Source organism: Comamonas sp. 14P8.1.4 (assembly GCF_057799285.1).
The window spans coordinates 74,110-100,571 of sequence record NZ_JBYOKN010000001.1 but is presented as its reverse complement, the minus strand read 5'-3'; the positions used below and the strand labels follow the sequence as shown (position 1 = coordinate 100,571).

Below are 26,462 nucleotides of genomic sequence, written 5' to 3'. Positions count from 1 at the left end.
CTACGGCTCAGGTGTAATGATGACTGTAGCGCAAGCCAATGCATGCTGGCGTAACAGTCTTATGACTTATGGCGACAGTGGGTTGAGTGCTCAGGTCAGCAGCTCAACACCTGATAGCTCGCAGGCATAGACTGCGTTGCGCAATGCGGCAATGGCTTCATAGCGGGTAAAGCTACGGCGCCACACCAGCATGACGCGGCGGCTGGGGGGCTGGTGCCCCTCTTCACCGCGAATGGGCAAATAACGGATGTGCGGATCATCAGAGGTGCGGCGGCGCTGGGTGGCCAGCGCATCCTTGGGCACAGACAGACGTGGCACCAGGGTCACGCCCATGCCTGCGGCCACCATGTGCTTGATGGTCTCCAGCGACGAGCCTTCAAACGTACGGCGAATGCCCTCGGCATTGCTGGCGTAGCGCGCAAACTCGGGGCACACCTCCAGCACGTGGTCACGGAAGCAGTGTCCCGCGCCCAGCAGCAACATGGTTTCGTTTTTCAGCTCGGTGGTCGTGACCGATTCTTTTTCGGCCAGCGGATGGGTATTGGGCACCGCAGCCATGAAAGGCTCGTCATACAGCGGCGCCATGGCCAGCCCGGTATCCGGGAAAGGCTCTGCCACGATGGCGCAATCGAGTTCACCGGTACGCAGCATCTCCAGCAGCTTCACCGTGAAGTTTTCTTGCAGCATCAGCGGCATCTGTGGCGTCATCTTGATGGAGTGACGCACCAGCTCTGGCAGCAGATAGGGGCCAATGGTGTAGATCACGCCCAGGGTCAGCACGCCCGACAGCGGATCTTTGCCGCGCTTGGCAATTTCCTTGATCTCGGCAGCCTGCTCCAGCACGCTTTGCGCTTGGCGCACGATGGATTCACCCAGTCCAGTGACCGACACCTCGCCCGCGCTGCGCTCAAAAATTTTCACGTCCAGCTCGTCTTCCAGCTTTTTGATCGCGACCGACAAGGTGGGCTGTGAGACATAGCACGCCTCAGCCGCGCGACCGAAGTGCTTCTCACGTGCGACGGCGACAATGTATTTGAGTTCGGTAAGCGTCATGGACTTTGTTTATGCCTATCGGTGAACGAGAAGGCATTTTGCATTGATGTAATCGAATGTACAGACTCGCCGCCCCAGAATGCGCAAGCACCCAGGGTCATTTCCGCGATTGTCCTACGCCTTCAGGAACTCCGCCTTGGCGCCCAACCATCGCTGAATATGCTGCTGCGCCAAGTGGGGGTGGCGCTGCAACATCATAGGCGCCAACTCCTTGGCCCACTCCAGCAAGGCGAAATCTTTGTCCAAATCGGCGAAACGCAACAGCGCATCACCGGACTGCCGCGCCCCCAGAAACTCACCGGGCCCGCGAATCTCCAGGTCGCGGCGGGCAATCTCGAAACCGTCGTTGGTTTCGGCCATGGCGCGCAAGCGCTCCTTGCCGGTGTCAGACAACCGTCCGTTGTCGTTGACGGAATACAACAGCACACAGGCCGATGCGGCCGCGCCGCGCCCTACACGCCCGCGCAGTTGGTGCAACTGGCTCAGGCCAAAGCGCTCCGCATGCTCAATCACCATCAGCGAAGCATTGGGCACATCCACCCCCACTTCAATCACCGTGGTGGACACCAGCACGCCCATGATGCCCGCGGTGAACAGCTCCATCACCGCCTTTTTCTCGGCCGTTGGCATGCGCGAATGCAGCAAACCCACCGTCACGCCCGGCAGGGCTTCGCTCAGATCCGTGTGCGTCGCCGTGGCGTTGGAGAGGTCCAGCGTTTCACTCTCTTCAATCAGCGGGCACACCCAGTACACCTGCCGCCCAGCGGCCACCTGGGCACCAATGCGGGCAATCACCTCGTCCTTGCGGCTGTCCGAAATCACCTTGGTCACGATGGGCGTGCGGCCCGGTGGCAGCTCGTCGATCACCGACACATCCAGGTCCGCGTAGTAGCTCATGGCCAGGGTACGCGGAATGGGCGTGGCACTCATCATCAGCAAATGCGGCTCCAGCCCCTGGTGCGCCAGCTTTTGTCGCAAGGCCAGGCGCTGCGCCACACCAAAGCGGTGCTGCTCGTCGATCACGGCCAAGGCCAGGTTGTGGAATTGCACCTGCTCCTGAATCACCGCATGCGTGCCCACTACCAGTGCGGCGTCGCCACTGGCTACCAGCGCCAGCATGGCCGTGCGCTCTTTCTTTTTCTGTGCGCCCGACAGCCAGGCCACTTTCTTGCCCAACGGGGCCAGAATCGGCTCCAGCCACCCCACCAGCTTGCCAAAGTGCTGCTCGGCCAGAATTTCGGTGGGTGCCATCAAGGCGCACTGCCAGCCTGCGGCAATGCAGACCATGGCCGACATCGCTGCCACCACGGTTTTTCCCGATCCCACATCGCCCTGCAGCAGCCGGTGCATGGGCATGGCACGCGCCATGTCTTCGGCAATCTCGCGGCACACCCGCTGCTGCGCATTCGTCAGCCCAAACGGCAGTTGCTGCAAAAACTGCTCCACCAGCGTCAGCGCCCAAGCCTCTGGGGCTGGCACCTGCAACACCGGGGCGCGCAGGGCCGCACGCTCTTGCTTGGCCTGGTACTGGGACAGTTGCTGGGCCAGCAGCTCTTCGGCCTTCAGGCGCTGCCAGGCGGGGTGCGAATGGTCTTCCAGCGTGGCCAGGGCCACATCGGGTGTAGGGTGATGCAAGAAAGCGAGCGCTTCACGCAGGCTCAGCAAGGGCTGTAGGCCATTTTCACCCCAATAATTCATGACTGGCGGTGGCACGCCCTGGGGCAGCGTTTCCGGCAGCTGCACACGCTGCATGGCGCTGGCAATGGCGCGGCGCAGGTAGGGCTGGGGCAAACCTGCCGACGTGGGGTAGACGGGCGTGAGCGCCTTCGGCAGCTCGCCCCCGGCCACCTTGAAGGCCGGGTGCATCATCTGCCGTCCCCAAAATCCGCCCTTGATCTCGCCACGAATGCGCAGCACCGTGCCCACCGCCATGGTTTTCTGCTGGGATGGGTAGAAACTGAAAAAGGTCAGCACACACGTGCCCGTACCGTCTTCCACCGTCACTTTGAGCATGCGCCGCGGGCGCAGCTGCACCTCGCACTGCGTGACCGTGGCTTCAATCTGCACCGTATCGCCATCACGCGCGTTGCGCAGCAACGTGATCTTGGTTTCATCCTCGTAGCGCAAGGGCAGGTGCAGCACCAGGTCGATATCGCGCACCAAACCCAGCTTGTGCATGGCCTGCTGGGCCGCACTGGGGGCTGTTTTCTTGGCAGGAGTGGGCGATGCAGAAGGCATGAATCGTTAACAGTTGAGTAGTCACTGACCAGGGTGAAAAGGCTAACATGTACGGCAACGTTTCCAGATGTTTCTAATCTGCTTCATCCCTCCATGCTGAAAAAAATTCGTATCGAGCAGCTGCAGACAGGGATGTATGTCCACGCACTGTGCGGGCCATGGCTGGCGCATGATTTTTGGCGCACGTCTTTCCTGATCGACAGCCCGGCCATGCTCGCCAAGCTGCGCGGCAGTGCGGTGCCCGAGGTGTGGATCAACACTTTGCGCGGAACAGACATCACCGATGCAGAGCCCGTGTCGATCAACACAGCCTGGACGGACGACACCGCACCGGCCCCGCTGGCGCAGGAGCTGCAGCGCGCCGCCGCGCTGTGCGAAGAGGCGCGTGACGCCGTCATGCACATGTTCAGCGAAGCCCGCATGGGCCAGGCCCTGGATGTGCAGGCGGCCAGCACGCTGGTGAATGCGATCTGCAACTCTGTGGAACGCCACCCGGACGCGCTGATCAGCGTGGCACGCCTCAAAACCACCGACAACTACACCTATATGCACTCGGTGGCCGTATCAGGGCTGATGGTGGCGCTGGCGCGCAAGATGGGGCTGGATGCCACCCAGGTCATGCAAGCTGGCATGGCGGGTTTGCTGCATGACATGGGCAAGGCCTACGCCAACGCAGACATCTTGAACAAACCGGGCAAGCTGACGGACGACGAGTTCAAGCACATGCAAAAGCACCCGGTGAAGGGCTACGTCATGCTCAAGGGCACCATCCACGACGAGGATGTTCTGGACGCCTGTCTGCACCACCATGAGCGCATGGATGGCACGGGCTACCCCCACGGCCTCGCGGCTGCCGATCTGCGCCTGCTCACGCGCATGACGGCCATTTGCGATGTGTACGACGCCATCACCTCTGACCGCCCTTACAAGAAAGGCTGGTCACCCAGCGTGGCCCTGCAGCGCATGGCGCAGTGGTGCCACAGCCATCTGGATGGCGAAATCTTTGAACACTTCGTCAAAACGATTGGCTTGTACCCCGTGGGCAGTCTGGTGCGCCTTCAATCGGGCTTGCTGGGGGTGGTGTGTGCGCCAGCCCACCAAAGCATGTCCACCCCGCAGGTGGCGGCCTTCTATCACATCGGGCTGCAGCGCCTGCTGCGCCCCGCCAAGCTGATGGATCTGGAAAAGCTGCCGCACGAGCGCATTGTGGCCAGCGAAGACCCCAACCAATGGCCGTTTTCCAACCTGGAAAGCCTGTGGCAAAAAGCCGCTGCGGCCGCAGCCGCTACGGCTTGAGAGTCGACAACAGCGCGTAGCCTTCCGGCGCCATCACACGGTTGCGCCCGGCACTTTTGGCGCGGTACAGCGCCTCATCCGCTTCCCGCACCAGCAGTTTGGCGCCCGCGCCCGTCGGCACTTGGCTGAACACCCCGGCGCTGATGGTCACCACGCGTGCGGTTTGCGAGCTTTCATGCACCAGCTCCAGCGCATGCACGGCCTGTACCATGCGCTGGGCCACGGCCCAGGCACCGTCCAGATCGGTGTCCGGCAAGATCACCGCGAACTCTTCCCCGCCGTAGCGCGCCACCAGATCGGTTTCGCGGTGCGCACAGTTCTGCACGGCTTTCACCACGGCTTGCAGGCACGCATCCCCCTGCACATGGCCGTAGCGGTCGTTGTAGCGCTTGAAGTAATCCACATCGATCAGCACCATGCCCACCGGCCGTGCGCTGCGCCGCGCAATGGCGCAGGTTTGCTCCAGCCGCTCATTGAAATGTGCGCGGTTGGCAATGCCCAGCAGTGCATCGGTGTTGGACAGCGCTTTCAGCCGGGCGTTCGCATCTTCCAGCTCGCGGGTGCGGCGTGCTACGCGGGCCTCCAGGGTCTGGTTGGCCAGCGCCAGCTGGGCGTTCTGGGCCGTCAAGGCGGTGTAGAGCTTGCCGATCATCTTGAGCAAGGCCTGCGTTCCGTTGTCGTGGTTGCCGCGTTCCTTGTCGTAGGCATGTGCCGGTGACATGCCTTCCTGGATGGACTTGATCTGCCGCGCCATGGACTGGTCGATACCCAGAATATGCAGCCCCAGCCAGGAGGTCAAAAAACCCACCAGCGTGGTGGCCGGATCGCTCATGGTGGTGCGCTGCGCCCACAGCAAGATGACCTGCTCCACAAACTGCTGGTGCATCATGCGGTGGCTCTCCACGTGGCGCGGATCCACCCCAAAACTGGCCATCAGCGCCTCTTCCTCCTGGAAATGGTGCTCGGTATACGACAGCAGCCGGGCATAGGTGTCTGCCAGCACCACTTCACGGTCGCTGCGCTTGGAGAACAGGCCGTTGCTCAACTCATTGAACAGATCCACGAGCGCATGGTGCTGCTCGTCCACAGCGTGCAAGTCCGTGACAAAGTGCTGGTCCCATACAAAGGCGGTGTCCATGGTGAAGCGTCGAAATGAAGAGTGAGGTCAAAAAACGGCAAACACGCGATATGTAATCAAGTGTAAGAACACCAATTGCACCCGTCTGTGATGCGCATCAAAGGATGGCCTCTGGACACCGAGGACTTACCCAAGCCGAACAGGGACATTGCCAGCCCGTTGCTGCGCGCCCTGCCTGAGATTTGCGAGAATTCCCGTCTTTGGTTTTACCTTGGAACGGGCCTTGTTCAGCCCTCAAGAACTCGCATGTCTCTCAGCCCCCGCGCTCATACCCTTAGTGATTTTGACTTTGTGCTCCCCGAGCACCTGATTGCCCAACACCCCGCTGCCGAACGCAGTGGCTCGCGCCTGCTGGACGCGCGAGCGCCGGAGCTGGTCGACCGCATCTTCAAAGAACTGCCTGATTTGCTGCACGAAGGTGACTTGCTCATCTTTAACGACACCAAGGTCGTCAAGGCCCGTGTGTTCGGTGAGAAAGCCAGCGGCGGCAAGCTGGAGCTGCTGATTGAGCGCGTGCTGCAGGGCAACGAAGTCGTGGCCCACATGAAAGTCAGCAAAAAACCGCTGCCTGGTGCCAAGGTGCATTTGCACGGCGGTCTGGGCAAAGGCGGATTTGATGGCACCTTGCTGGGCCGCTGGCCTGACGAAAGTGGCCCGCTGTTCCGCTTTGCGCTGCAAGGCGAAAACGGTGAAACACCGTGGGAGTTGATGGACCAGTTTGGCCACCTGCCGCTGCCGCCCTACATCGCCCGCAACCAAAACAGCGATGAAGACCCGGACGAGGCCGAAGACACCGAGCGCTACCAGACCGTGTTTGCCAGCCACCCCGGTGCCGTGGCCGCGCCGACGGCCGCGCTGCACTTTGACGAACAGGTGCTGGCTGCGCTGAAGGAAAAGGGGGTGGAAACCGCCGCCGTCACCCTGCACGTGGGTGCGGGCACGTTCCAGCCGGTCAAGACCGAGAACCTGGCCGAGCACCAGATGCACACCGAGTGGTACAACATTCCACTGCCCACGCTGGCTGCGCTGGAGCGCTGCCGCCAGCGCCGTGGCCGCATCATTGCCGTGGGTACCACCAGCGTGCGCACGCTGGAATCCTGGGCGCGCACCGGCCAGATCACGGGCGACACCAACATCTTCATCACCCCCGGTTTTGAGTTCCGCGTGGTGGATTGCCTGATCACCAACTTCCACTTGCCCAAGAGCACGCTGATGATGCTGGTGAGCGCACTGGCTGGCTACAAGCACATCATGGATGTGTACCAGCACGCCATTGCCAACGAGTACCGTTTCTTCAGCTACGGTGACTCGATGCTGCTGGAGCGCAAACGCTAGGCCACAGCAGCCTTCACAAAAAGAGAGCGGCTTGCGTAGGTTAAGCAATGCTTTCGATGCAAAAACACATCAAAAGCATTGAAAAACAGGCGCAAGCCGCTCTCTTTTTTAAAAACCCACCATCCCTCAGCGGTTGCGCAAGCGCCCGGTCATGGGCTGCGCCGCGCCATCCTGCACCACGGACGCCGACCAGTTGGGCCAGCGCTGTTTTTGCGGCTCTAGCTGCCCGTGGCGCAAAGCATCACGCAAGCCACTGCCAGCATTTGCGCTGGCGCCATAGCGCCACTCCACAACGCCCTCGTCATTCCAGGCGCCGCGCGCCTGCGCACCCGCCGCTGGCCCACGCGCCGACAAGCGACAGCGCTGGTAGCTCGTCTCGGTCAGATCACACAGCAGATGGTCAGCTTGGCCATCTCCGTCCCAGTCGCCCGTAATCAGCACGCACTCGGCGCTGTCGTACAAACAGGACGAGGCCCAATGCGCCTGCGCAGCACGCTCCAGCAACCACGGCCACCAGTCCGCATGTGGCGCAGGCCCCGCCACATGCTGGATGCGTTCCTGGGCAGCAGGCACATCCACGGCTTGGCGCTTGTCATCATGCACACGGGGCACATCATGGCGCCCGGGGCTGGCGGCAATCTCCTGCACCCAGATCTGAATCTCCTCGCGCTGCGCTGCGGGGGACTGACCCAGCGTCTGTAGCACCTGCGCACCGTAAGGCCCGTGGTTGAACTTCAGATCCATCAAGCGTTCATGGGTGATGGGCTGCGCCCCCGACGACAGCTGTTCCAACTGGCTGCGTGCGCTAAGCCGGTCCGGGTCCAGCAGCGGCGTCTGCAGCGCCAGCAAAACAGCCAGCACCACCACCGACAGCGCCCGGTTGACGGGGCTCAGCCATGCCAGCCACGGGGCTGCCGTTGCAGCCCGCGCTGTGCGCCAGCTGTGCAGCGCGGCGGCGGCATAACCAGCGGCATACAGCCACACCAAAGCGCTGCCCACCGCAGCCCACAGGCGTTCGGCCGTCCAGCCATATTGCTGCACCCGCAAGCCCACAGCCATGCAGGCCAACGTGGCCAGCACCAGCATGGCCAGCAAACTGGCCTGCAGCACATGCTGCACCCAGCGCGGATAGGGTGAGCGCGCGGCACTGCCGTCCTGGTACACGGCGTTGAGCAGCCAGATCTGAAAAATCACCACCCCCATCAGCATGGCGGCTGCAAAACGCGTGTCCCACAAGGTCTGCAGCCTGGTAAACACGAGTGACAGCACAAACATCACCACCACCCAGCCCATCAGTGGCAGCACCACATGGCCCAGCGCCAAAATCACCTGGCGCGCCATCTGAATCGGGCGCTCCAGCGTGCGGGCCAGCCACAGCCCCAGACCCGACACCAACCCGCTGAAGGGCCAGGCAAACCACGGTTCAATGAACAGCTTCGCAAACGTCTTCACGCCCACCAGCGCAAACAAGGCTGCGCACAGCCACAGCACCAGCCAAATCATCAATACGCACACGGCGGCCACCAGCAGCACCAGGGCGTTGTTCCAAGCATGCACAAACAGGCGCTGGTAGGCAATGCGCCAGCGGCCGCGCTCCAGGTAGGCCTGAAACAAGGCCAACGCCACAAACCACCACAGCGAGATGGCCACGGCCATCCGCAGCAGTGCCGCGGTCGACCCCACCTCGCTGTACCCATTGCGCCATACGGCCCAGCCGCCCATCAGCAGCACCACCAATGCCATGACCGCGCCACCCGCCCACAGCGCTGGCGTGCGCCAGCGCGTCACCGCCATGCCCATGAACAAGGGCACTTGCACCGTCAGCAACATGCCCAGGGCCAGCCAGCTGCGGTCATCGATCCACTCGAACAAGGCATACAAGGCCATGCCCTGCAGCAACCCCATCAGCATCAAGCTGCGCTGAGAAGCGGGAGGAGGAGGTGGTGCCAGAGGGTCCACCGCAGACGCGGCAAGTGGTGATGAAGCGCTGGGGGTGACGTGCATGGCCGCAGTCTATCGGAGGCCCTTGCCCACGCCCACGCGCTGGCGCGTTACAGCGTGTATCTGGCGCCATGCACGCCGTGCTGCCCGGCCCAGCTGCACACCGGCCTTCGCAGGGATTGCCGCCGCCTTGCTTGCGCGCAGACAATGCGCCCATGCCTTTGTTCTGCGCTTTTTCGCGCCGTGCTGCCTGCGTGGTGGCCGCGCTCTGCCTGGTCAGCTGTGCCAGCCCTACCGTTCCCTCCAGCCGCCCGGCGGCAGAGGCCGCCGTCGTGGACGTGCACCTGCTGGCTTTCAACGACCTGCACGGCCACCTGCAGCCACCGGGCACACATGCCCATGTGCCAGGTGGCAATGGCCATGCGCCCCACACCATCGATGTGGGCGGCATGGCCTGGCTGGCGGGCACGGTGGCGCAACTGCGCCAGCAGTATGCGCACAGCGCCGTCGTCAGCGCGGGGGATATGGTCGGCTCGTCGCCGCTGCTGTCTTCGTATTTTTTGGATGAACCCACGATCGAAGCAGCCAACGCGCTGCAGCTGGACTTTGCCGCCGTTGGCAACCATGAGTTTGACCAGGGCTGGCCCGAGCTGTTGCGCCTGGCCCAAGGCGGCTGCACGCAACACACCACGCGCCAGCCCTGCCAGCTCAGCCCGCAGTTTGCGGGGGCCACTTTTCCGCTGCTGGCGGCCAATGTGCACCGCGTGGATGGCCAGCCCTTGCTGCCCGCCACGGGGCTGAAGACCTTCGGCCACGGCAGCCAGCAGGTGACCGTAGGTTTTATCGGCATGACACTGCGCGCCACCCCCAAGCTGGTGGCAGGCAATGCCACCGAGGGTCTGCGCTTTGCCGATGAGGCCGACACCGCCAATGCCCTGGTGCCGCAGTTGCTGGCCCAGGGGGCGGATGTGATTGCCGTGCTGCTGCACGAAGGCGGCAAAACCCATGCACCGGCTTTTTCCAGCGGCTGCCAGGGACTGAGCGGCGGCATCGTGCCCATTTTGGAACGGCTGGATGCGCGCATCAGCGTGGTCGTCTCCGGCCACACGCACCAAAGCTATGTCTGCGACTACGCCAGCGTGAACCCGCAGCGCCCGCTGCTGCTGACCAGCGCCGGCCAGTACGGCACGCAGCTGACCGACATTCACCTGCAGTGGGACACCCAGCAACGCCGGCTGGTGCACCGCAGCGCGCGCACGCTGGCCGTGCCCGGCAGTGCACAGGCCGCCGCCACCGCATCACCCGCCGTGGTGCCACAGGTCACGCCGTATGCGCCGGTGCAGCAGGTGATTGACCGTTACAGCGCGCGCACGCAAGCGCTGGCCCAGCAGGTGGTGGGGCGCATCATCGCGCCGCAGCCCGCTGCACTGTCGCGTCAGTACCTGCCCACGGTCGAGGTACCGCTGGGCCAGCTGATTGCCGATGCCCAGCAATGGGCGCTGCGTGACGATGCGCAGGGCAGCGCCGATATGTCCTTCATGCACAGCGGCGGCATTCGCGCCGACCTGCGGCCCGCCGCCGATGGCAGCGTGCGCTTTGAACAGCTGTATGCCGTGCAGCCTTTTGGCAATCACCTGATCAATATGACGCTGACGGGCGCGCAGATCAAAACCTTGCTGGAAGACAGCTACCAGCACCCGCGCTCATCGTCCAACCGCCCGCGCGTGCTCACCCCGAATGCCGACTTGCGCTGGCAGCACGTGGCCAGTGCGCCGCTGGGCCAACAGGTGCAGGCGCTGCAGCTGCGCGGCCAGCCGCTGGACATGGCACGCAATTACCGCGTGGTGGTCAGCAGCTTCCTGGCCGAGGGCGGGGATCGCTATCCCGTGCTGGCCGAAGGCACGGCACGCACGCGGGGGCCGGTGGATATCGATGCGCTGCAAGCCTATGTGCGGGCCCACAGCCCGCTGCGCTGGCAGGTGCAGCCGCGCATTCAAGCCTTGCAATAAAGAGAGCGGCTAGCGCCTTCAATGCCTACGTTTCAGATAGGAAACCTATCCAAAACAAGGCATGACAAGCGCTGGCAGCTCTTATTTCTTCACACCATCGCACACTTGCAGGCGCGTATCGCCCCAGTGCTGCGGTGCCAGCAGCGCCACCAGGCCACAACCTAGCGAGGCTTGCCACTGCACATAGTCGTGGCCAGAGACAAACTCGCGCTGCGTCACCGGCACGCCGCGCGCGCGCAGCACATCGCCCAGTTCACGGCTGGTTTCCAAAATGCCGGCACGCCCGCCGCGTCCGCCCTCGAACAGACCCGCATCGATGTAGAACTTCACGGCCGGCGTGGGCGTGGGCAGGGCCTGCCAGGCACGCTGCATCCAGCCTGGCTGCTCGCCCTTGGGCGCCCACCAGTACGAGCCCGACATGCTCAGCACATTGCCAAACAGCTCCGGATGCACCAGCCCCAGGTAGCTGGAGACCAGTCCGCCGTAACTGCTGCCAGCCACCACCGTGTGGCGCGCCATCTGCCCCAGGCCCTGCTGCTGCACCCAGGGCATCAGCTCCTCGGCCATGAAACGGGCAAATTGCGGGTTGGGCGGCAGCTCATCGCCCCGTGCTTCGGGGCTGGCATTGCCCACAATGACCGCCGCTGTGTTGGGCAGCAGCCCGTCGGCGATCAGGTTGTCCAGAATGCGCGGCGTGGGCACATCCTGCACAAAGGCATGGGCATCAAACAGCACCAGCAAGGCTTGCGGCGCAGCGCCAGCGGGCACATACGTCCAGACATCGCGGTCGTTGCCCAAGATGCTGCTGTGCACCGTATGGCGCTGCAGCTGTCCCTGCGGCACCTGCACCCGCGCAGCCACCCACGGCTGTTCAGGCGCCTGTGGCAACTGCAGCACCGAACGGCCCTGAAACCGATCCTGCGCGTGCTGCTGCAGCGCAGCCGGGAAAGTGTGGGGGTTGAGCGGGTCGCGCTGCAAGGTCGTCAAGATCATGCGGCGCTGCTGGGCGGGGTTGGCCACGTTGGGCACATCGGGTGCCAGCGCATAGCTCAACCGCGCTTGCGGGGGCATGGCCACGCTGGTCCACCACACATCACTGCCTGCCAGCTTGCGCAACGGGTTGTGGTCACCACTGGGGCTGCCAAACAGGCGCACGTTCTGGTTGCCCTGATCGCGCCACAGGAAGGTCACCAGCCGTTGGCCGTCCTGCCAGGGCTCGACCCACGGTGCGCCCTGGGCCTGCACCTCGCGCCAGAATGCCTCGGTGCTTTCACCGCGCGCCAGGGCCTGCTGCAACGCCTGCAGACGCGGCCCCATGGGTGTTTCATCGGGCTGGGGCTGGTCAATGCCCTGGGTCGCCCAGGTGTTCAGCACCTGCAATTCAAAAGGCAATGCGGCACTGCCGGGAGCCAGCTTACCGGCAGGCGACAGCCACAGCTGTTCGCGTTCCGGGCCTTGTGACAGCCACATCGCTGTTTGCACGCCCTTGCCCTCTTCCGCCAGACGGCGCACATGCACCCCTGCAGCATCGCGCAGATCCAACTGCAGACCCGCACCCGCAAAGCGCAGCTGCACCACCTGCCCGGCAGGCACGGCCAGGCGCACCGCCTGTCCGCCAGCGCCCGCTTGGCCGTGCAAAGTTTTTTGCAGCACGGGGACCGGGTCATTCAGCAGGGCGACGCCATTGGCGGCATGCACCGCAGGAGACAGCGTCGCGCACAAGGTGGCAGCAAGTACGGCGGTGGGCCAGTGCTGCAAAGTTCTTTTCAGATTCATGGGATCACATCAGGCAATCAAACAAAGCATCCAGTACGCCAAAAAGCCCAACGCCGAGCTGCGGCGTTGGGCTGGTGTACAGCGGCAGGCGAGATTAGAAATCCAGCGTCGCAGACACACGCAAGGTGCGGGGTGTTCCGACCGTCATATAGCCATCATTGAACGAACCCGCCCAGTATTGCTTGTCAAACACATTGAGCACATTGGCACGCAAAGTCACGGGCTGGCTGGCCATGCGCGTGGCATAGGCCACACCCGCATCTACACGGGTCCAGCTGGGTGCCTGCAGCTTGTTAGCCGAATCTGCATATTGCTTACCGGTATAAACCACCCGGCCATTGAGCGACAGGCCTGCCACACCAGGCACAGCCCAGTCCGCGCCCACATTGGCCGTCCAGCGAGGGACACCAAAGGCATCGTTGCCATCTTGCAAGCCACCTTTGGTCTTGTTCTGCTTAGATTGCGTGTACACCACACCGCCCAGTAGCTTCAAGCTAGGCATGGCTTGGCCAAACACATTCCATTCCACACCACGGTTGCGCTGTTCGCCATCTGCTTGCAAGAAGGTTTGACCACCTTCTTCCACCGCTATCGCTGAAGGCTTGCGAATCTGGAACACCGACACCGTCTGGGTCAATGTACCTTGCTGCCACTTCACACCGGCCTCCAACTGCTTGGTCTTGTACGGAGCCAAGCTGTCGCCATAGTTGGCGTACTTCACATCCGTGACGTTCTGACCCGCGCTCAGGCCTTCGATGTAATTGCCGTAGAAGGACAAATGCTCGCCCCAAGGCTTGACCACCACACCCAGCATGGGCGTGACCACCGATTCTTCATAGTAGGTCTTGGCCTTTTGCTCCACTTTTTGCAAGCGCGCGCCCGCAGTCACTTGCAGTTTTCCGCTCAGCAGCGTCATGCTGTCGGCCAGTGCGTAGCTGGTGATGACATTGTCAACCGCGCGGGTCAGCGACTGTGCGCCCGTCGTCATCACAGCCTGGGATGTGGGGTTGTAAAGGTTGCTGGTGTACTGGTACTTCTGGCCCGAAGCCAGCTTGGGGGACACCACGCCCGTGTCCGACGTCTGGCGCAGTTGGTTGAATGACAGCACCAGTTGGTGGTCCACCGCACCGGTCTGGAAGTTACCACGCACACCGGAATCAGCAGAATGGTTTTGCGTCACACCGCTCTGGCGCCAGGTCGTCACCCCTAGAGTTCCTTGCGCATCCAACAAATCACCACGGGTGCCAAACACCATACCGTCATAGCTGGTCTGTGACCAGCCATAGCTGCCAAACGCTGTCCAGTCTGCATTCAAGTTGATGCTGCCGCGCAGCGCAGCGCCCTGGCTGTCCTGATCGGTATGGATGCCGCGGAAGTGGTTCAGATTGGCCGAAGGCGCAGCTGGCACCACGCCCGTTTTGAAGCCCACCATAAAGGGGCTGCCATGGGCCATGCGGGAGTGGTAGTCGTAGGCATCCAGGCCCAGCGTCCAGTTGTCACCCTGGTAATCCATGCCCAGCGAGCCAAAGCGCTTGCGGCGCTTTTGTTCATCGGTGGTTGTTTCGCCGCTGGACATGCTGCCGTTGACGCGCACGCCCAGGCGGCGCTCAGGACCAAAGCGCTTGGAGATGTCAGCGTGTGCTCCCAGCTGTGAGGCTGTCTCGTACGAGGCGGTCAGTTGGTTGCGATCTTGCGCCGTAGCGCGCTTGGTGACCACGTTCACCACGCCGCCCACGGCGCCGCCTGGGCTCATGCCATTGAGCAACGCACCTGGGCCCTTGAGTACCTCGACACGCTCGATCATCTCGGTGGGGATGTGGTCGCTGGGCAAGATGCCGTACATGCCATTCATGGCGGTTTCGGAAGAATTCACTTCCAGACCACGAATCGTGAAGTTCTCCCGTGCATGGCCCGCATTGGTCTTGTAGCGCACAGAGGGGTCGTTCTCCAGTACATCCCCCAAAGTTTTGCTCTGGTGGTCCGCAATGGCTTGCTGGGTATACGCCGTGATGTTGAAGGAGGTATCCATCACATCACGGTTGCCCAGCACGCCCAGGCCTGCGCCCTTGGCCACCTGACCACCTGCGGCAGGCGCAGGCAGTGCCTGGGCATCCTGCCGGGCCTGGACGTCCACCTGCTGCAGCACGGCTGCCGCTTCTTGCGCTGCTGCGCTGTTGATGGTGAGTGTGAGAACGCCAGCGACAGCCAGCACAGACAGCGACAGCGAGCTGCTGCACGCAGAGATTCGAGAGACAAACATGCAAAAAGTGGCAGGCCCAGGGCCGGCCAATTCAATAAATGATAATTATTATCAAACTCAGGCTTAAGTAAGGGGTAGCAGTGCACGCTACCCTCCTGCAAAAAGGACAAAAACCAGAGTTCTAAAAACAAAAAACAAAGGGTTTCAGGCCAATCAACCTGAAACCCTTTGTGCATCAGCGTAAGCAGCTATCTTTTATGCAAAGTAGTGGCACAGGCGCTGGCCCTTGATTTCATGCACGCTCACCGTCATGCCGTACAGCGCAGACAGTACCTCGTCACGCACCACCACCAAGGGGCTGCCTTCATCGGCCACGCGCCCGTCCTTCATGGCCACGATGTGGTCGGCATAGCAGCTGGCAAAGTTGATGTCGTGCAGCACCACCACCACAGTCTTGCCACGCTCATCCACCATACGGCGCAGCAGCTTCATCATGCTGACCGCGTGCGCCATGTCGAGGTTATTCAGGGGCTCATCGAGCAAGATGTACGGCGTGTCCTGGCACAGCACCATGGCGATGTAGGCACGCTGGCGCTGGCCGCCCGAGAGTTCATCCAGATAGCGGTCAGCCAGTGGCATGAGCTGCAGGAACTCCAGCGACTGGTCCACATGCTGAACGTCCTCGGCCGTCATGCGGCCCTTGCTGTGCGGAAAGCGGCCAAAGCCGACCAGATCGCGCACAGTCAGGCGCAGGGCGGACTGGTTGTCCTGGCGCAAAATCGCCATCACCTTGGCCAGCGCATCGCTGGCGGTCTTGGCCACATCCAGCCCGGCCACATGGGCCGAGCCGGAGGTCATGGCTTCCAGGCGGCTGACCATGCTCAGCAACGTGCTTTTGCCCGCGCCGTTGGGGCCGATGATGGCCGTGAACTGCCCCACCGGAATCTGCACATTCACCCCATGCAGCACCGTGGTGCTGCCGTGGGTCTTCACGACGTCACGTGTCTCAATCATTGTTTGCCTTTGCGCATCAGCAGCCAGATAAACACCAGGCCGCCCACAAATTCCACCACCACCGACAGCGCGGAGTTAAAGCCCAGCACACGCTCCAAAATCACCTGGCCGCCCAGCAGCAAGATGCAGCCCCAGAGCACTGCCGCTGGCAGCACCCATTGGTGGCGGCGCGTGCCCATCCACTGGTAGGCCATATTGGCCACCAGCAGGCCAAAAAACGTCACCGGGCCGACCAGCGCGGTCGAGACAGCGACCATGGCACACATCACCACCAGCAGTCGCAGCACCTGCGGCTGGTAGTCCACGCCCAGATTCACGGCCGCATCACGGCCCAATGCAAGCACATCCAGCACATGGCGCTGGCGCCAGAAATACAGCGCACCGATGGCCAGCAACACCAGCGACGGCCACAGCAGTTGTATGTGGATGGTGTTGAAGTTGGCAAACATGCGGTCTTGCAGCGTGGCGAACTCATTGGGGTCGATCATGCGCATGGCAAAGCTGGTCAGGCTGCGAAACATGATGCCCAGCACCATGCCCACCAGCAGCATGAGGTGCAGGCTGGAGGCATGGCCGGTGAACAGCCAGCGCATCAGCGCCACGCTGAGCACGACCATCAGCACGATCTCCAGCCCAAACTTCGGGATCACGCCCAGCCCCACCACACCGACGGAGCCCAGCACCAACACCAGCACCGCTTGCAAGAATAGATAGAGGGCATCAAGGCCCATCACCGCAGGCGTGAGGATGGTGTTGTGCGTGACGGTCTGGAACACCACGGTGGACATGCCCAGGGCGCAGGCCACGACCAGCATGGTCAGCACCTTGATGCCCCGGTGCTCCAGCACAAAAGCCCAATCGGCCTCGACCCCCACTGTCATGAAAGCCAGCACCGCCAGCACGCTCAACGCCACCAGCACCATCAAACGATGGCGGCTGAGTGACCACCATGCCGCACGTTGCGGCGGCACATACAAATCTTGCTCCATCTGCTTACCCTTGCTTGGCACGACGGCGCAACAAAATCACGAGGAACAGCGCACTGCCCACCACGCCCATCACGGTGCCGACCGGAATCTCATACGGCGCAATGATGAGGCGCCCAGCCAGGTCACACAGCAGTGTCAGCGCTGCACCTGCTGCGGCCACCCACCACACGCTGCGGCGCACGTTGTCGCCCAGCACCAAGCGCACCACGTTCGGAATGATCAGGCCCACAAACGGGATAGCACCCACGGTCACCACAATGCAGGCTGTGACCACAGAAACCACAATCAGCCCTTGCAGCACCAAGCGCTTGTAGTTCAGACCCAAATTGGTGGCAAACGATTCGCCCAAGCCCGCGACCGTGAAGCGGTCGGCAGCGATGACCGCCAAGCCCGTCACGCCCAGCGACAACCACAGCATCTCGTAGCGACCTTCCACGATCACGGAAAAGTCGCCATTGGAGAATGCGCGCAACGACTGGATCATGTCGTGCTGGTAGGCCCAGAACGTGGTGGCCGCCTCAATCACGCCCGCCAAGATCAAGCCCACCAGCGGGACGATCCAGGCCGAGCGCAGCTTGATGCGCGAGAGAATGCCCATGAACAGCGCCGTACCCGCCATGGCCGTGACGGCGGAGATACCCATCTTGGCAAACACGGGCAAGTCGGGTGCCACCAACATGCAAAACAGCATGCCCAGCGTGGCCGATTCCACCGTGCCCATGGTGGAAGGCTCGACAAAATGGTTGCGCGCCAGCATCTGCATGAGCAGGCCAGCCACGGCCATGGCACTGCCCGCCAGCATCAGGGCCAGCGTGCGCGGCACGCGCGAATACATCAGCACCTGGGCCACCATGTCGTCGTCGCTGTCGCTCCACAAGGTGTCCCAAGACACATCGCTCACGCCCACCGACAAACTCCACAGCGCCAATGCAAAAAGGGCCACAAGGGCCCCTGTCCACGCGAGGGCTGTGCGCCCTGCGGGTGTGTTACTTGGAGAAAGCATCTGCCAATTGTTTCAGATTCTCTTTGAGTGCGGTAGGACTGGAATTGGACATGGTGTACCAGCTGGCCGCATTCAAATACACCACATTGCCATTGCGCCAGGCCTTGGTGGCGTGCACCAGCTTGTTGTCCAGCAGCTTTTTGGCGGACTGGCCTTCGTTGCCAATCGCGGCATCGCGGTCGAGGACCAAGAGGTAATCGGGATTGGTCTTGAGTAAGTACTCAAACGACACCGCTTGACCGTGCTTGGACACTTCAATCTTGTCCTTGATCGGGTTCACGCCAAACACCGAGTACAGCATGTCGAAACGCGAGCCGGGACCATAGGCGCTGATCTTGCCGCCGTTGGTCATGATGAACAGCGCACCGCCCTTGTTGACGGCCTTGGCCTTCACATCGGCAATGCCCGCTTCGATGGCTTTGATTTCTTGCTCGCCCTTGTCTGGCACGCCGTAGATGGCCGAGATCGCACGGATGTTGCGGTAGACGTGCGCCATCTGGTTTTGGTTGTCGATGGTGATGTCCAACACGGGCGCGAACTTCTTGAGCTCTTCCACCTTGGGCAGCGAACGGTTGCCCGCAATGATCAGGTCCGGCTTGAGCGCTTTGACTTTTTCGTAATCCGGCTCAAACAGCGTGCCAATGTTGGCGTACTTGCTGCTGTCCGCAAATTGCTTGAGCGAAGGGGGCAGCGCCTGGGTGGGATTGCCAGTCACATGACCACCCAGTGTCTGAATAATGTCCAACGCGCCAAAGTCATAGACCAGCACGGTCTTGGGCTTGACGGGCATTTGCACCTCACCCGTGTTGTCTTGCACCTTGATGGTGTCTGCCGCATGCGCAGCAGCGAAAGGCAAGGTCATTGCCAGCACAAGGCCCGCTACGGTTTGGCGACGATTCCACACAGCATTCATGTCCAATTTCCTCTGCCGCCTTCCAGCGACTGCTCGTTCATCAATGCACGCATTGTATGAGAATCGTTCTCAATAAAGCTAAAGTGGGCTTGTAAAGTTGGGTGAAGACTTTGCATCCCCCTCCTCACTTCCAAAAGCTGATCCATTGACTTCTGCATGAGTGAAAGTACTCTAGCCCTTCTTTCAACTTAGCTATTGCCTTAAGGCAACTGCCAATGACCCCCACGACCACACCAACAACAACAGAAATACCAGATGACGAAATCGACATCTTGGATCTTTTCTTGATCTTGTCTGAAAACCTCAAAACATTGATTGTTCTGCCGTTGCTCGGCTTGCTCATGGCTGGCGGATTTGTTTTATGGCAATCACAAGAACCCAAGATCTATGTCAGCACCTCCTCGATCTCTGTAGAAAAACCTGTTGCTCAAGGCGAGCGCCCGAAAATCCGTCCTGAAGTGATCATTAGCATGATCAACACTGGTGAAGCATTTACGGGCATTCCAAGTTCCACGAATCAAGTAAGCGCCAGTTTGGGGCGGCAAGATCGCCTAGTGAGTATTTCCGTGACCGCACCCACCCCTGAAATGGCACAGGCCAGCAATCAAGCTGCACTAGAAAAACTCTTTGAGATCACTGCACTGTCTGGACCTGAAGCTGAACGCTTGAGCAATTTGCTGCAAAGCGAGCGTGCGCGATTGACTGAAATACAGAAAATGATCGCGGATGCAAAGCCTGCATCGCAGACAACACCCGATGCGATTCGCACTTATGGCGAGCTACTGAACCTTGCCAGCCAACGCGAATTTGCCATCGCCAAAATCGAGCAAGAGCTCACCGGTCTCAGCAGCAAGGATGTGGTGCAAATGCCCACCTTACCCACAGCCCCTCAATCAGCGCGCAAAGCTATGCCTTTGCTCGCTGGCCTTATCGGCGGAGGCTTCATAGCCTTGTTGTGGATCTTTATGCGCCACGCGCTGCAAGGTGTCCAGCAAGATCCAGCGCAACGCTCTAAGCTGGCCCAGCTCAAAGCCAACTTAGGCTTTAAATCCTAATAGCCATGCTGCTGGCGAAACGCCTTCGCCAGCCCAAAGTGGCCATTGCCAATGAATGGCACCGGCGGGCGCAAGGCCGAAAGCGGCGATGGGTGGTTGCTCATCAACACCAAATGCCCCCGATCTTCTGGAATCAAAGCGCGCTTGGATTGGGCGTGGGCGCCCCAGAGCATGAAGACGGTCGGACGGCCCTGCTCCGCTACCTGACGGATGATGGCGTCGGTCAGCACCTCCCAGCCTTTTTTGCTGTGGCTGGCCGCTTGCCCTTCTTCCACCGTCAGGCAGGTGTTGAGCAGCAGTACGCCGTTTTGTGCCCATTTGACCAAGGAGCCACCGGGGTTGGGCATGGGGGGAAATGGCACACCCAAATCGCGCTGCATTTCTTTGAAGATATTGAGCAGCGATGGCGGAAAACGCACGCCCGGCGCCACCGAAAAGGCCAAGCCCTCGGCCTGCCCACGGCCGTGGTACGGGTCTTGGCCCAAGATCACCACGCGCACGTCTTGCGGCGCCGTCAGCGCCAGCGCGCGCAAGGGCTGCGGCGGAAAGATCACCGCGCCGTCTTGCAAACGCTGCTGCAAAAAGGCTTGCAGTTGCTGCCCCGTGGTCGAAGCAAAAAAACCGTCCACCGCTGTTTGCCAGCCCGCGGCAACAGGCCAATCTGCAGGATGGGCACTCATCAATTGGGTAGCTGCTTGCGCTGATGGTTCGGTCATTTCAGGCTGATTTCTATTGAAAAACAAACAAAGGCAAGCGCTAGCATCTCTGAAAAAAAGAGCAGCAACGCTTGCCTTGATCGTAACTGGGGCGGGTCATACCTAGCGGCTCTAGGGCATCACCAGCGCACCCGTCCACGCGATGCGTCAAATTTCAGGCGAACAGCTTGGCCAGCGCCTCGCCGGGCTCAGGCGCACGCATGAAGGTCTCACCCACCAAGAAGGCATGGATGCCCGCGTCGCGCAGCTTCTTGACGTCTTCCTTGGTCTGGATGCCCGACTCGGTCACCAGCAAGCGATCGGCAGGCACCTCTTTTTGCAGATCCAGCGTGGTCTGCACATTCACCTCGAAGGTGCGCAGATTGCGGTTGTTGATACCCACCAACTTGGTTTTGAGCTTCAAGGCACGTTCCAGCTCAGCGCCGTCATGCACCTCCACCAGCACCGCCATGTCCAAGCTGCGAGCGATTTGCTCCATCTCGACCATCATGCTGTCTTCCAGGCACGCGGCAATCAGCAGCACGCAATCGGCGCCCATCACGCGCGACTCGTAGATTTGGTAGGGGTTGACCATGAAGTCTTTGCGCAGCACCGGCAGCAGTGTGCTAGCGCGGGCTTGCTTCAAAAAGTCAGGCTGGCCCTGAAAGAACTGGCGATCGGTCAACACCGACAAGCACGCCGCGCTGATCTTGCCGTTGCCCACCATATAGCTTTGGGCGATATCGACCGGATCAAAGTCCGAACGGATCACGCCTTGGCTGGGGCTGGCTTTTTTGACTTCCGCGATCACCCCCGCATGGCCTTTGGCGATTTTGGCGCGGATGGCACCTTCAAAGTCGCGCGTGGACACACGGCTTTCTGCATCGCGGCGCATTTCCGTCAACGGAATGGCTTTTTGGGCCGCAGCCACTTCTTGGACTTTGACGTCACAGATTTTTTTCAGAATATCGGACATGGTGTGCTTTCTGGTTGGAGCCGTGCACCGGGGTGCAGCAATGCAGTCTATTGTCGGCGCTGCCCGCTCAGGGCGTGAGCTTGCCGCTATAGGCCACCAATTCATTGAGCTTGTTCAGCGCTGCGCCGCTGTCAATCGCCGCCTGCGCGCGCTGCAATCCATCTGCGATGCTGGAGGCCACATTGGCCGCGTACAGCGCGGCTCCGGCGTTCAGGCACACGATGTCGCGCGCCGGACCTGGCTCGCCCTGCAGCACGCCCATCAGCATGGCTTTGGACTCTTCGGGCGTTTCGACTTTGAGCGCACGCGTGCCCGCCATGCGCAGGCCAAAGTCTTCGGGGTGGATTTCGTATTCGCGCACCACGCCGTCTTTCAGCTCGCCCACCAGCGTGCCGGCACCCAGGCTGATTTCGTCGAGGCCATCGCGGCCATACACCACCAAGGCATGCTCGGCGCCCAAACGCTGCAGCGCACGCACCTGGATGCCCACCAAGTCTTCGTGGAACACGCCCATCAAGATGTTGGGGGCCGATGCCGGGTTGGTCAGGGGCCCCAGGATGTTGAAGATGGTGCGCACGCCCAGCTCTTTGCGCACCGGCGCCACGTTCTTCATCGCAGGGTGATGGTTCGGGGCGAACATGAAGCCGATCCCAACATCACGGATGCAATCGGCAATCTGCTCAGGCTTCAAGTTGATATTCACGCCCAGCGCTTCCATGGCATCCGCGCTGCCCGATTTGCTGCTCACGCTGCGGCCGCCGTGCTTGCTGACTTTGCCGCCCGCAGCGGCAATCACAAAGGTGCTGCACGTGGAGATATTGAAGGTGTTGGCCCCATCGCCGCCAGTGCCGACGATGTCCACCAAATTGGCTTTGTCGTGCACATGCACCTTGTTGGAAAACTCACGCATCACCTCGGCGGCGGCAGAGATTTCGCCAATCGTTTCCTTCTTCACGCGCAGGCCGGTAACGATGGCCGCCGTCATCACGGGCGAGAGTTCGCCACGCATGATCTGGCGCATCAGCTCCAGCATTTCGTCGTGGAAGATTTCGCGGTGTTCGATGGTGCGCTGCAGCGCTTCTTGGGCGGTAAACGTGCTCATGACTGGAATTCCTTTGCTATCGCATTGCAAGCTGCTGGCGCTTGTTATTGCTGTCTTTCAGGTAGTTATTGCTTTGAAAACCTTGCATGACAAGCGCTAGCAGCTCCTAAAAACAAAAGCCGCACTGCACAAGGCACTGCGGCGGGGCGTTTATTTCTGCTCCAGAAAGTTCTTGAGCATGGCGTGGCCATGTTCGGTCAAGATGCTTTCGGGGTGAAACTGCACGCCCTCCACGGCCAGCGTTTTGTGGCGCACGCCCTGGATCTCGCCGTCTTCGCTGGTGGCTGTGATCTCCAGGCAATCCGGGATGGTCTTTTTATCAATCACCAGCGAGTGGTAGCGGTTCACCGTGAACTGCGCGGGCAAGTCGGCAAACACGCCTTTTTGGTCGGTGCTGATGACGCTGGTTTTGCCGTGCATTTGCTGGCCCGCGCGGATGATGTCGCCACCAAACGCCGCGCCAATGCTCTGGTGGCCCAGACACACGCCCAGCACCGGCAGCTTGCCCGCAAAGTGCTGGATGGCCGGCACCGAAATACCCGCCTCTTTGGGTGAACTGGGGCCGGGTGAAATCACCACACGTTCAATGCCTTGTTCGGCCACCAAAGCGATCACGGCGTCCAGCGACATTTCGTCGTTGCGCACCACGGTCACCTGCGCCCCCAACTCACCAAAGTACTGGACGATGTTGTAGGTAAAGCTGTCGTAGTTATCGATCATCAAGAGCTTCATACCTGCGCTCCTTCGCTGTTCTGTGCTTGCAAGCCTGCCGCACGCAGGCGCGCCAGCTCTTGGTGTTCGTAGGCGATGTAGCACTCCATCATGGCGCGGTACAGGCGCTCGATCAGCTCGGGGCTGCCGCCTTGCGCTTCGGCCATCGGGCGCACACGGTCCACGATGGCCTGAATGCGCGCTTCATCGCGCACCAGGTGCTCGTTGTTTTTGACCTTGGCGGCCTGCGTCATATAGCCGCTGCGCTCCACCAGCAGCGGCACCAAGATGTCGTCCAGCGCATTCACGCCCGCACGCACTTCTTGCATGCTCTGGCAGTCTTTGACTTTGTCGATCGCTCGCATCATTCCAACCCTTCTTCCACCAGTTCCGCAGCGCGCAACAAGGCGCGAGCTTTGTGTTCGGTTTCTCTCCACTCCATCTCGGGCACCGAATCGGCCACCACACCGGCCGCGGCCTGCACATACAAGTGGCCATCTTTGATGACCCCGGTGCGGATGGCAATCGCCATGTCCATATGGCCCGCAAAGCTCAGGTAACCCACGGCGCCACCGTAAATACCGCGCTTGGTGGGTTCGAGCTGGTCAATCAGCTCCATCGCATGCACCTTGGGCGCGCCCGAGAGCGTGCCCGCGGGGAAGGTGGCCTTGAGCACGTCCATGCTGGTCATGCCGTCTTGCAAAATGCCTTCCACGTTGCTGACGATGTGCATCACGTGGCTGTAGCGCTCCACCACAAAGGCCTCCGTCACTTTCACGCTGCCCGTCTTGGCAATGCGGCCGATGTCGTTGCGCGCCAGGTCAATCAGCATCACGTGCTCGGCGCGCTCTTTGGGGTCGGCCATCAGTTCCAGCTCGGTGGCCTTGTCCTTTTCGGGCGTAGCGCCCCGGGGGCGGGTACCGGCCAGTGGGCGGATGGTGATTTTCTGCCCCTCTTCTACCTGCTCCTGGCGCACCAGAATTTCGGGGCTGGAGCCCACGACCTGGAAGTCGCCAAAGTTGTAGAAATACATGTACGGCGAGGGGTTGAGCGAGCGCAGCGCGCGGTACAGGCTCAGGGGGGATTCGGTGTAGCGCTTTTGAATGCGCTGGCCGACTTGCACCTGCATGAATTCACCGGCAGCAATCAGCTCCTTGGCCTGCTCCACGGCAGCGATGTAGTCGGCCTTGGCAAAACTGCGCTCGGCCGGGTGGCTGTCACCGCCCTTGATCTGCGGCACGCTGACCGAGTAGCGCAGCTGCTCTTTGAGCTGGCGCATGCGCTTTTTGCCCTTGCTATAGGCCTCAGCCTCTGCCGGGTTCACATAGACGATGAAATACAGCTTGCCCGAGAGGTTGTCGATGACCGCCACCTCTTCGCACAGCAGCAGCATGATGTCGGGCGTGCCCAGCGTATCGACCGGGCAGGAGGCTTCGAGCTTTTTCTCGACGTAGCGCACCGCATCGTAGCCAAAGTAACCCGCCAAGCCACCGCAAAAACGCGGCAGGCCGGGCACCAGCGCCACGTTAAAGCGCTGCTGGTAGGCGGCAATAAAGTCCAGCGGATTGCCCGCATGGCTTTCCACCACCTTGCCATCGGTCACCACCTCGGTCTTGGCTTGGGTACCAAAACCGCTGGCGCGCAAGCAAGTACGGGCGGGAAGACCAATAAAACTGTAGCGGCCAAAGCGCTCACCACCCACTACTGATTCCAGCAAAAAACTGTGCTTGCCGTCACCGCCAGCGTGGGCCAGCTTCAGATACAGGGACAGCGGTGTCTCCAGATCGGCGAACGCCTCAGTCACCAGGGGAATGCGGTTGTAGCCTTCGCTGGCCAGGCTTTTGAATTCAAGTTCTGTAATCACAGAGCAGGGTTCCCAGTCGGGGCAACGCACTGCGCAGGTCGTCATCGGTCGGGCAGGCGCTGCGATTCATTCAAACCGTCCGCAGCTGTGGCGGACAAGGGTGCGCCCATGCACCGGGCGCTTTACACGGTCATTGATGCAGGCTTACGCCAGGGCCAGGCTCCCCGGTCCGCGCAACCTGTGATGAACACGTAGTGAATGAACATAGTGGGCAAGTGTAGCGCATCGCACCAACGCCCCGCGACAGCCACTGTTGCGGGGGCACGGCGCCTGCGCGCTTCAGTGTTATTCCTAGGGTGGTTTTCCCGCCAAACCGATGCAGGGATCTTGTTTTGCGCCGGTGCCCACACCACAATTTCCCTCATAAAAAGCACGATCGTTCGATTGCAACCATCGCCAAGGAGACTCCATGCTGACAGCCTCAACCTCCCCTGCATTGCGCTTGCTGCGCTTAGCGCTAGCAGGCCTGATCGCCGTGCTGGGCACCCTGTCCCTGCCCAGCTGGGCCCAAACGGAAGAGCCCAATGAGCTGGTGGGCTACCCCAAAACCGTAGAAGTACAGGGCCAGACACTGCTGCGCAACGGTGCCGGCATTCGCACCAAGGCCATCTTCAAGGTCTACGCCGCCGCGCTATACCTGGAAAAGCCGGCCAGCTCCCTCGAAGACATTGGCAAGCTGACGGGCAGCAAACGCGTGAGCGTGACCATGCTGCGCGCCATCAATGCCTCCGAGCTGGGCAAGCTGTTTGCACACGGCATGGAAGACAACATGGACAAGCAGCAGTTTTCCAAGCTCATCCCCGGCGTGATGCGCATGAGCGAGGTCTTCAACCGCCACAAAGAGCTCAAGACCGGCGACAAATTCACGCTGGACTGGATGCCTGGCAAGGGCATGGTGCTCAGCATCAATGGCGTGCCGGAGCCCACGGAGTTTTCCGAGCCTGAGTTTTACCAAGCGCTGCTGGGCATCTGGCTGGGCCCCAAGCCTGCGGACAACAAGCTCAAGCAAGCCATGCTGGGAGACAAGCGCAGCTAGGCCCCTACATACCGCCCATCGGAACCGTTCAACAGGCCCATCGGGCCTGTTGGTTTTTTTGAAACATGCCGCAACGCGGCACTTTGCGTCTGCGCAAAAACGCAGCGCCTGCCACCCC

At 61.3% G+C, this 26,462-nt stretch carries 21 protein-coding genes; 5 read left to right on the top strand and 16 right to left on the bottom strand.

Annotation, left to right across the window (positions count from 1 at the left end; all coding sequences use genetic code 11):
• Positions 1-90: 90 nt before the first annotated feature.
• Positions 91-1,053 carry a LysR substrate-binding domain-containing protein gene (locus AC27VO_RS00455; protein WP_488664748.1) on the bottom strand — a complete coding sequence of 321 codons (963 nt, stop codon included), beginning with the start codon at positions 1,051-1,053 and terminating at the stop codon, positions 91-93.
• A 114-nt stretch (positions 1,054-1,167) separates the two neighbouring features.
• Positions 1,168-3,291 carry an ATP-dependent DNA helicase RecG gene (recG, locus tag AC27VO_RS00450; RefSeq protein WP_488664747.1) on the bottom strand — a complete coding sequence of 708 codons (2,124 nt, stop codon included), beginning with the start codon at positions 3,289-3,291 and terminating at the stop codon, positions 1,168-1,170.
• 93 nt (positions 3,292-3,384) lie between these two features.
• Between recG and AC27VO_RS00445 the strand changes: the two genes are divergently transcribed.
• On the top strand, positions 3,385-4,587 hold the full coding sequence (locus tag AC27VO_RS00445) for a cyclic di-GMP phosphodiesterase (protein ID WP_488664746.1): 1,203 nt from the start codon (positions 3,385-3,387) through the stop codon (positions 4,585-4,587).
• Here AC27VO_RS00445 and AC27VO_RS00440 read toward each other — a convergent pair.
• Positions 4,577-5,725, bottom strand: coding sequence for a sensor domain-containing diguanylate cyclase (locus AC27VO_RS00440; RefSeq protein ID WP_488664745.1), 1,149 nt, complete (start codon positions 5,723-5,725; stop codon positions 4,577-4,579). The two genes, AC27VO_RS00445 and AC27VO_RS00440, sit on opposite strands and share 11 nt — an antisense overlap.
• 246 nt (positions 5,726-5,971) lie before the next feature.
• Here AC27VO_RS00440 and queA point away from each other — a divergent pair, with 246 nt between their 5' ends.
• Positions 5,972-7,060: a tRNA preQ1(34) S-adenosylmethionine ribosyltransferase-isomerase QueA gene (gene queA, locus AC27VO_RS00435; protein WP_488664744.1), complete on the top strand. Its 1,089-nt coding sequence runs from the start codon at positions 5,972-5,974 to the stop codon at positions 7,058-7,060.
• 126 nt (positions 7,061-7,186) lie between these two features.
• Here the strand turns inward: queA and AC27VO_RS00430 are convergent, their stop codons facing one another.
• Positions 7,187-9,064 carry a hypothetical protein gene (locus tag AC27VO_RS00430; protein WP_488664743.1) on the bottom strand — a complete coding sequence of 626 codons (1,878 nt, stop codon included), beginning with the start codon at positions 9,062-9,064 and terminating at the stop codon, positions 7,187-7,189.
• A 152-nt stretch (positions 9,065-9,216) separates the two neighbouring features.
• Here AC27VO_RS00430 and AC27VO_RS00425 point away from each other — a divergent pair, with 152 nt between their 5' ends.
• Positions 9,217-11,010, top strand: coding sequence for a bifunctional metallophosphatase/5'-nucleotidase (locus AC27VO_RS00425; RefSeq protein ID WP_488664742.1), 1,794 nt, complete (start codon positions 9,217-9,219; stop codon positions 11,008-11,010).
• 81 nt (positions 11,011-11,091) lie between these two features.
• On the opposite strand, the gene AC27VO_RS00420 is transcribed toward AC27VO_RS00425, so the two are convergent.
• The 6 genes from AC27VO_RS00420 to AC27VO_RS00395 form a co-directional block, all read right to left on the bottom strand.
• Positions 11,092-12,786 carry an enterochelin esterase domain-containing protein gene (locus tag AC27VO_RS00420; protein WP_488664741.1) on the bottom strand — a complete coding sequence of 565 codons (1,695 nt, stop codon included), beginning with the start codon at positions 12,784-12,786 and terminating at the stop codon, positions 11,092-11,094.
• Between the two features lie 94 nt (positions 12,787-12,880).
• The gene (locus AC27VO_RS00415; protein WP_488664740.1) at positions 12,881-15,046 is read right to left on the bottom strand and encodes a TonB-dependent receptor; all 2,166 of its coding nucleotides are present in this window, start codon (positions 15,044-15,046) and stop codon (positions 12,881-12,883) included.
• Positions 15,047-15,241: 195 nt separating this feature from the next.
• Entirely contained in the window at positions 15,242-16,000 is a 759-nt protein-coding gene (locus AC27VO_RS00410) for an iron ABC transporter ATP-binding protein (protein WP_488664739.1), read from the bottom strand.
• Entirely contained in the window at positions 15,997-16,989 is a 993-nt protein-coding gene (locus tag AC27VO_RS00405; protein ID WP_488664738.1) for an iron chelate uptake ABC transporter family permease subunit, read from the bottom strand. Before AC27VO_RS00405 ends, AC27VO_RS00410 begins: the two co-directional genes overlap by 4 nt.
• Before the next feature lie 4 nt (positions 16,990-16,993).
• Positions 16,994-17,992 carry an ABC transporter permease gene (locus AC27VO_RS00400; protein WP_488664737.1) on the bottom strand — a complete coding sequence of 333 codons (999 nt, stop codon included), beginning with the start codon at positions 17,990-17,992 and terminating at the stop codon, positions 16,994-16,996.
• Complete coding sequence (locus AC27VO_RS00395; protein ID WP_488664736.1) at positions 17,976-18,905, bottom strand: siderophore ABC transporter substrate-binding protein; 930 nt, start codon at positions 18,903-18,905, stop codon at positions 17,976-17,978. The genes AC27VO_RS00400 and AC27VO_RS00395 overlap by 17 nt, the downstream gene beginning before the upstream one ends.
• Before the next feature lie 215 nt (positions 18,906-19,120).
• Here AC27VO_RS00395 and AC27VO_RS00390 point away from each other — a divergent pair, with 215 nt between their 5' ends.
• The gene (locus AC27VO_RS00390) at positions 19,121-19,960 is read left to right on the top strand and encodes a hypothetical protein (protein WP_488664735.1); all 840 of its coding nucleotides are present in this window, start codon (positions 19,121-19,123) and stop codon (positions 19,958-19,960) included.
• On the opposite strand, the gene AC27VO_RS00385 is transcribed toward AC27VO_RS00390, so the two are convergent.
• The 6 genes from AC27VO_RS00385 to trpE all read right to left on the bottom strand — a co-directional run bounded on the left by AC27VO_RS00385 (position 19,957) and on the right by trpE (position 25,308).
• Positions 19,957-20,676, bottom strand: a complete 720-nt coding sequence (locus AC27VO_RS00385) for a uracil-DNA glycosylase (RefSeq protein ID WP_488664734.1) — start codon at positions 20,674-20,676, stop codon at positions 19,957-19,959. The two genes, AC27VO_RS00390 and AC27VO_RS00385, sit on opposite strands and share 4 nt — an antisense overlap.
• A 154-nt stretch (positions 20,677-20,830) precedes the next feature.
• Entirely contained in the window at positions 20,831-21,631 is an 801-nt protein-coding gene (gene trpC, locus AC27VO_RS00380) for an indole-3-glycerol phosphate synthase TrpC (RefSeq protein ID WP_488664733.1), read from the bottom strand.
• A gap of 67 nt (positions 21,632-21,698) precedes the next feature.
• On the bottom strand, positions 21,699-22,733 hold the full coding sequence (gene trpD / locus AC27VO_RS00375; protein ID WP_488664732.1) for an anthranilate phosphoribosyltransferase: 1,035 nt from the start codon (positions 22,731-22,733) through the stop codon (positions 21,699-21,701).
• A 150-nt stretch (positions 22,734-22,883) separates the two neighbouring features.
• Positions 22,884-23,465: an anthranilate synthase component II gene (locus AC27VO_RS00370; RefSeq protein ID WP_488664731.1), complete on the bottom strand. Its 582-nt coding sequence runs from the start codon at positions 23,463-23,465 to the stop codon at positions 22,884-22,886.
• On the bottom strand, positions 23,462-23,812 hold the full coding sequence (locus AC27VO_RS00365) for a chorismate mutase (RefSeq protein WP_488664730.1): 351 nt from the start codon (positions 23,810-23,812) through the stop codon (positions 23,462-23,464). The genes AC27VO_RS00370 and AC27VO_RS00365 overlap by 4 nt, the downstream gene beginning before the upstream one ends.
• Positions 23,809-25,308 (bottom strand): anthranilate synthase component I, encoded by a 1,500-nt coding sequence (gene trpE, locus AC27VO_RS00360; RefSeq protein WP_488664729.1) that lies wholly within the window; start codon positions 25,306-25,308, stop codon positions 23,809-23,811. The genes AC27VO_RS00365 and trpE overlap by 4 nt, the downstream gene beginning before the upstream one ends.
• A gap of 409 nt (positions 25,309-25,717) precedes the next feature.
• On the opposite strand from trpE, the gene AC27VO_RS00355 reads away from it, so the two are divergent.
• Complete coding sequence (locus AC27VO_RS00355) at positions 25,718-26,344, top strand: chalcone isomerase family protein (RefSeq protein WP_488664728.1); 627 nt, start codon at positions 25,718-25,720, stop codon at positions 26,342-26,344.
• Positions 26,345-26,462: the final 118 nt, after the last annotated feature.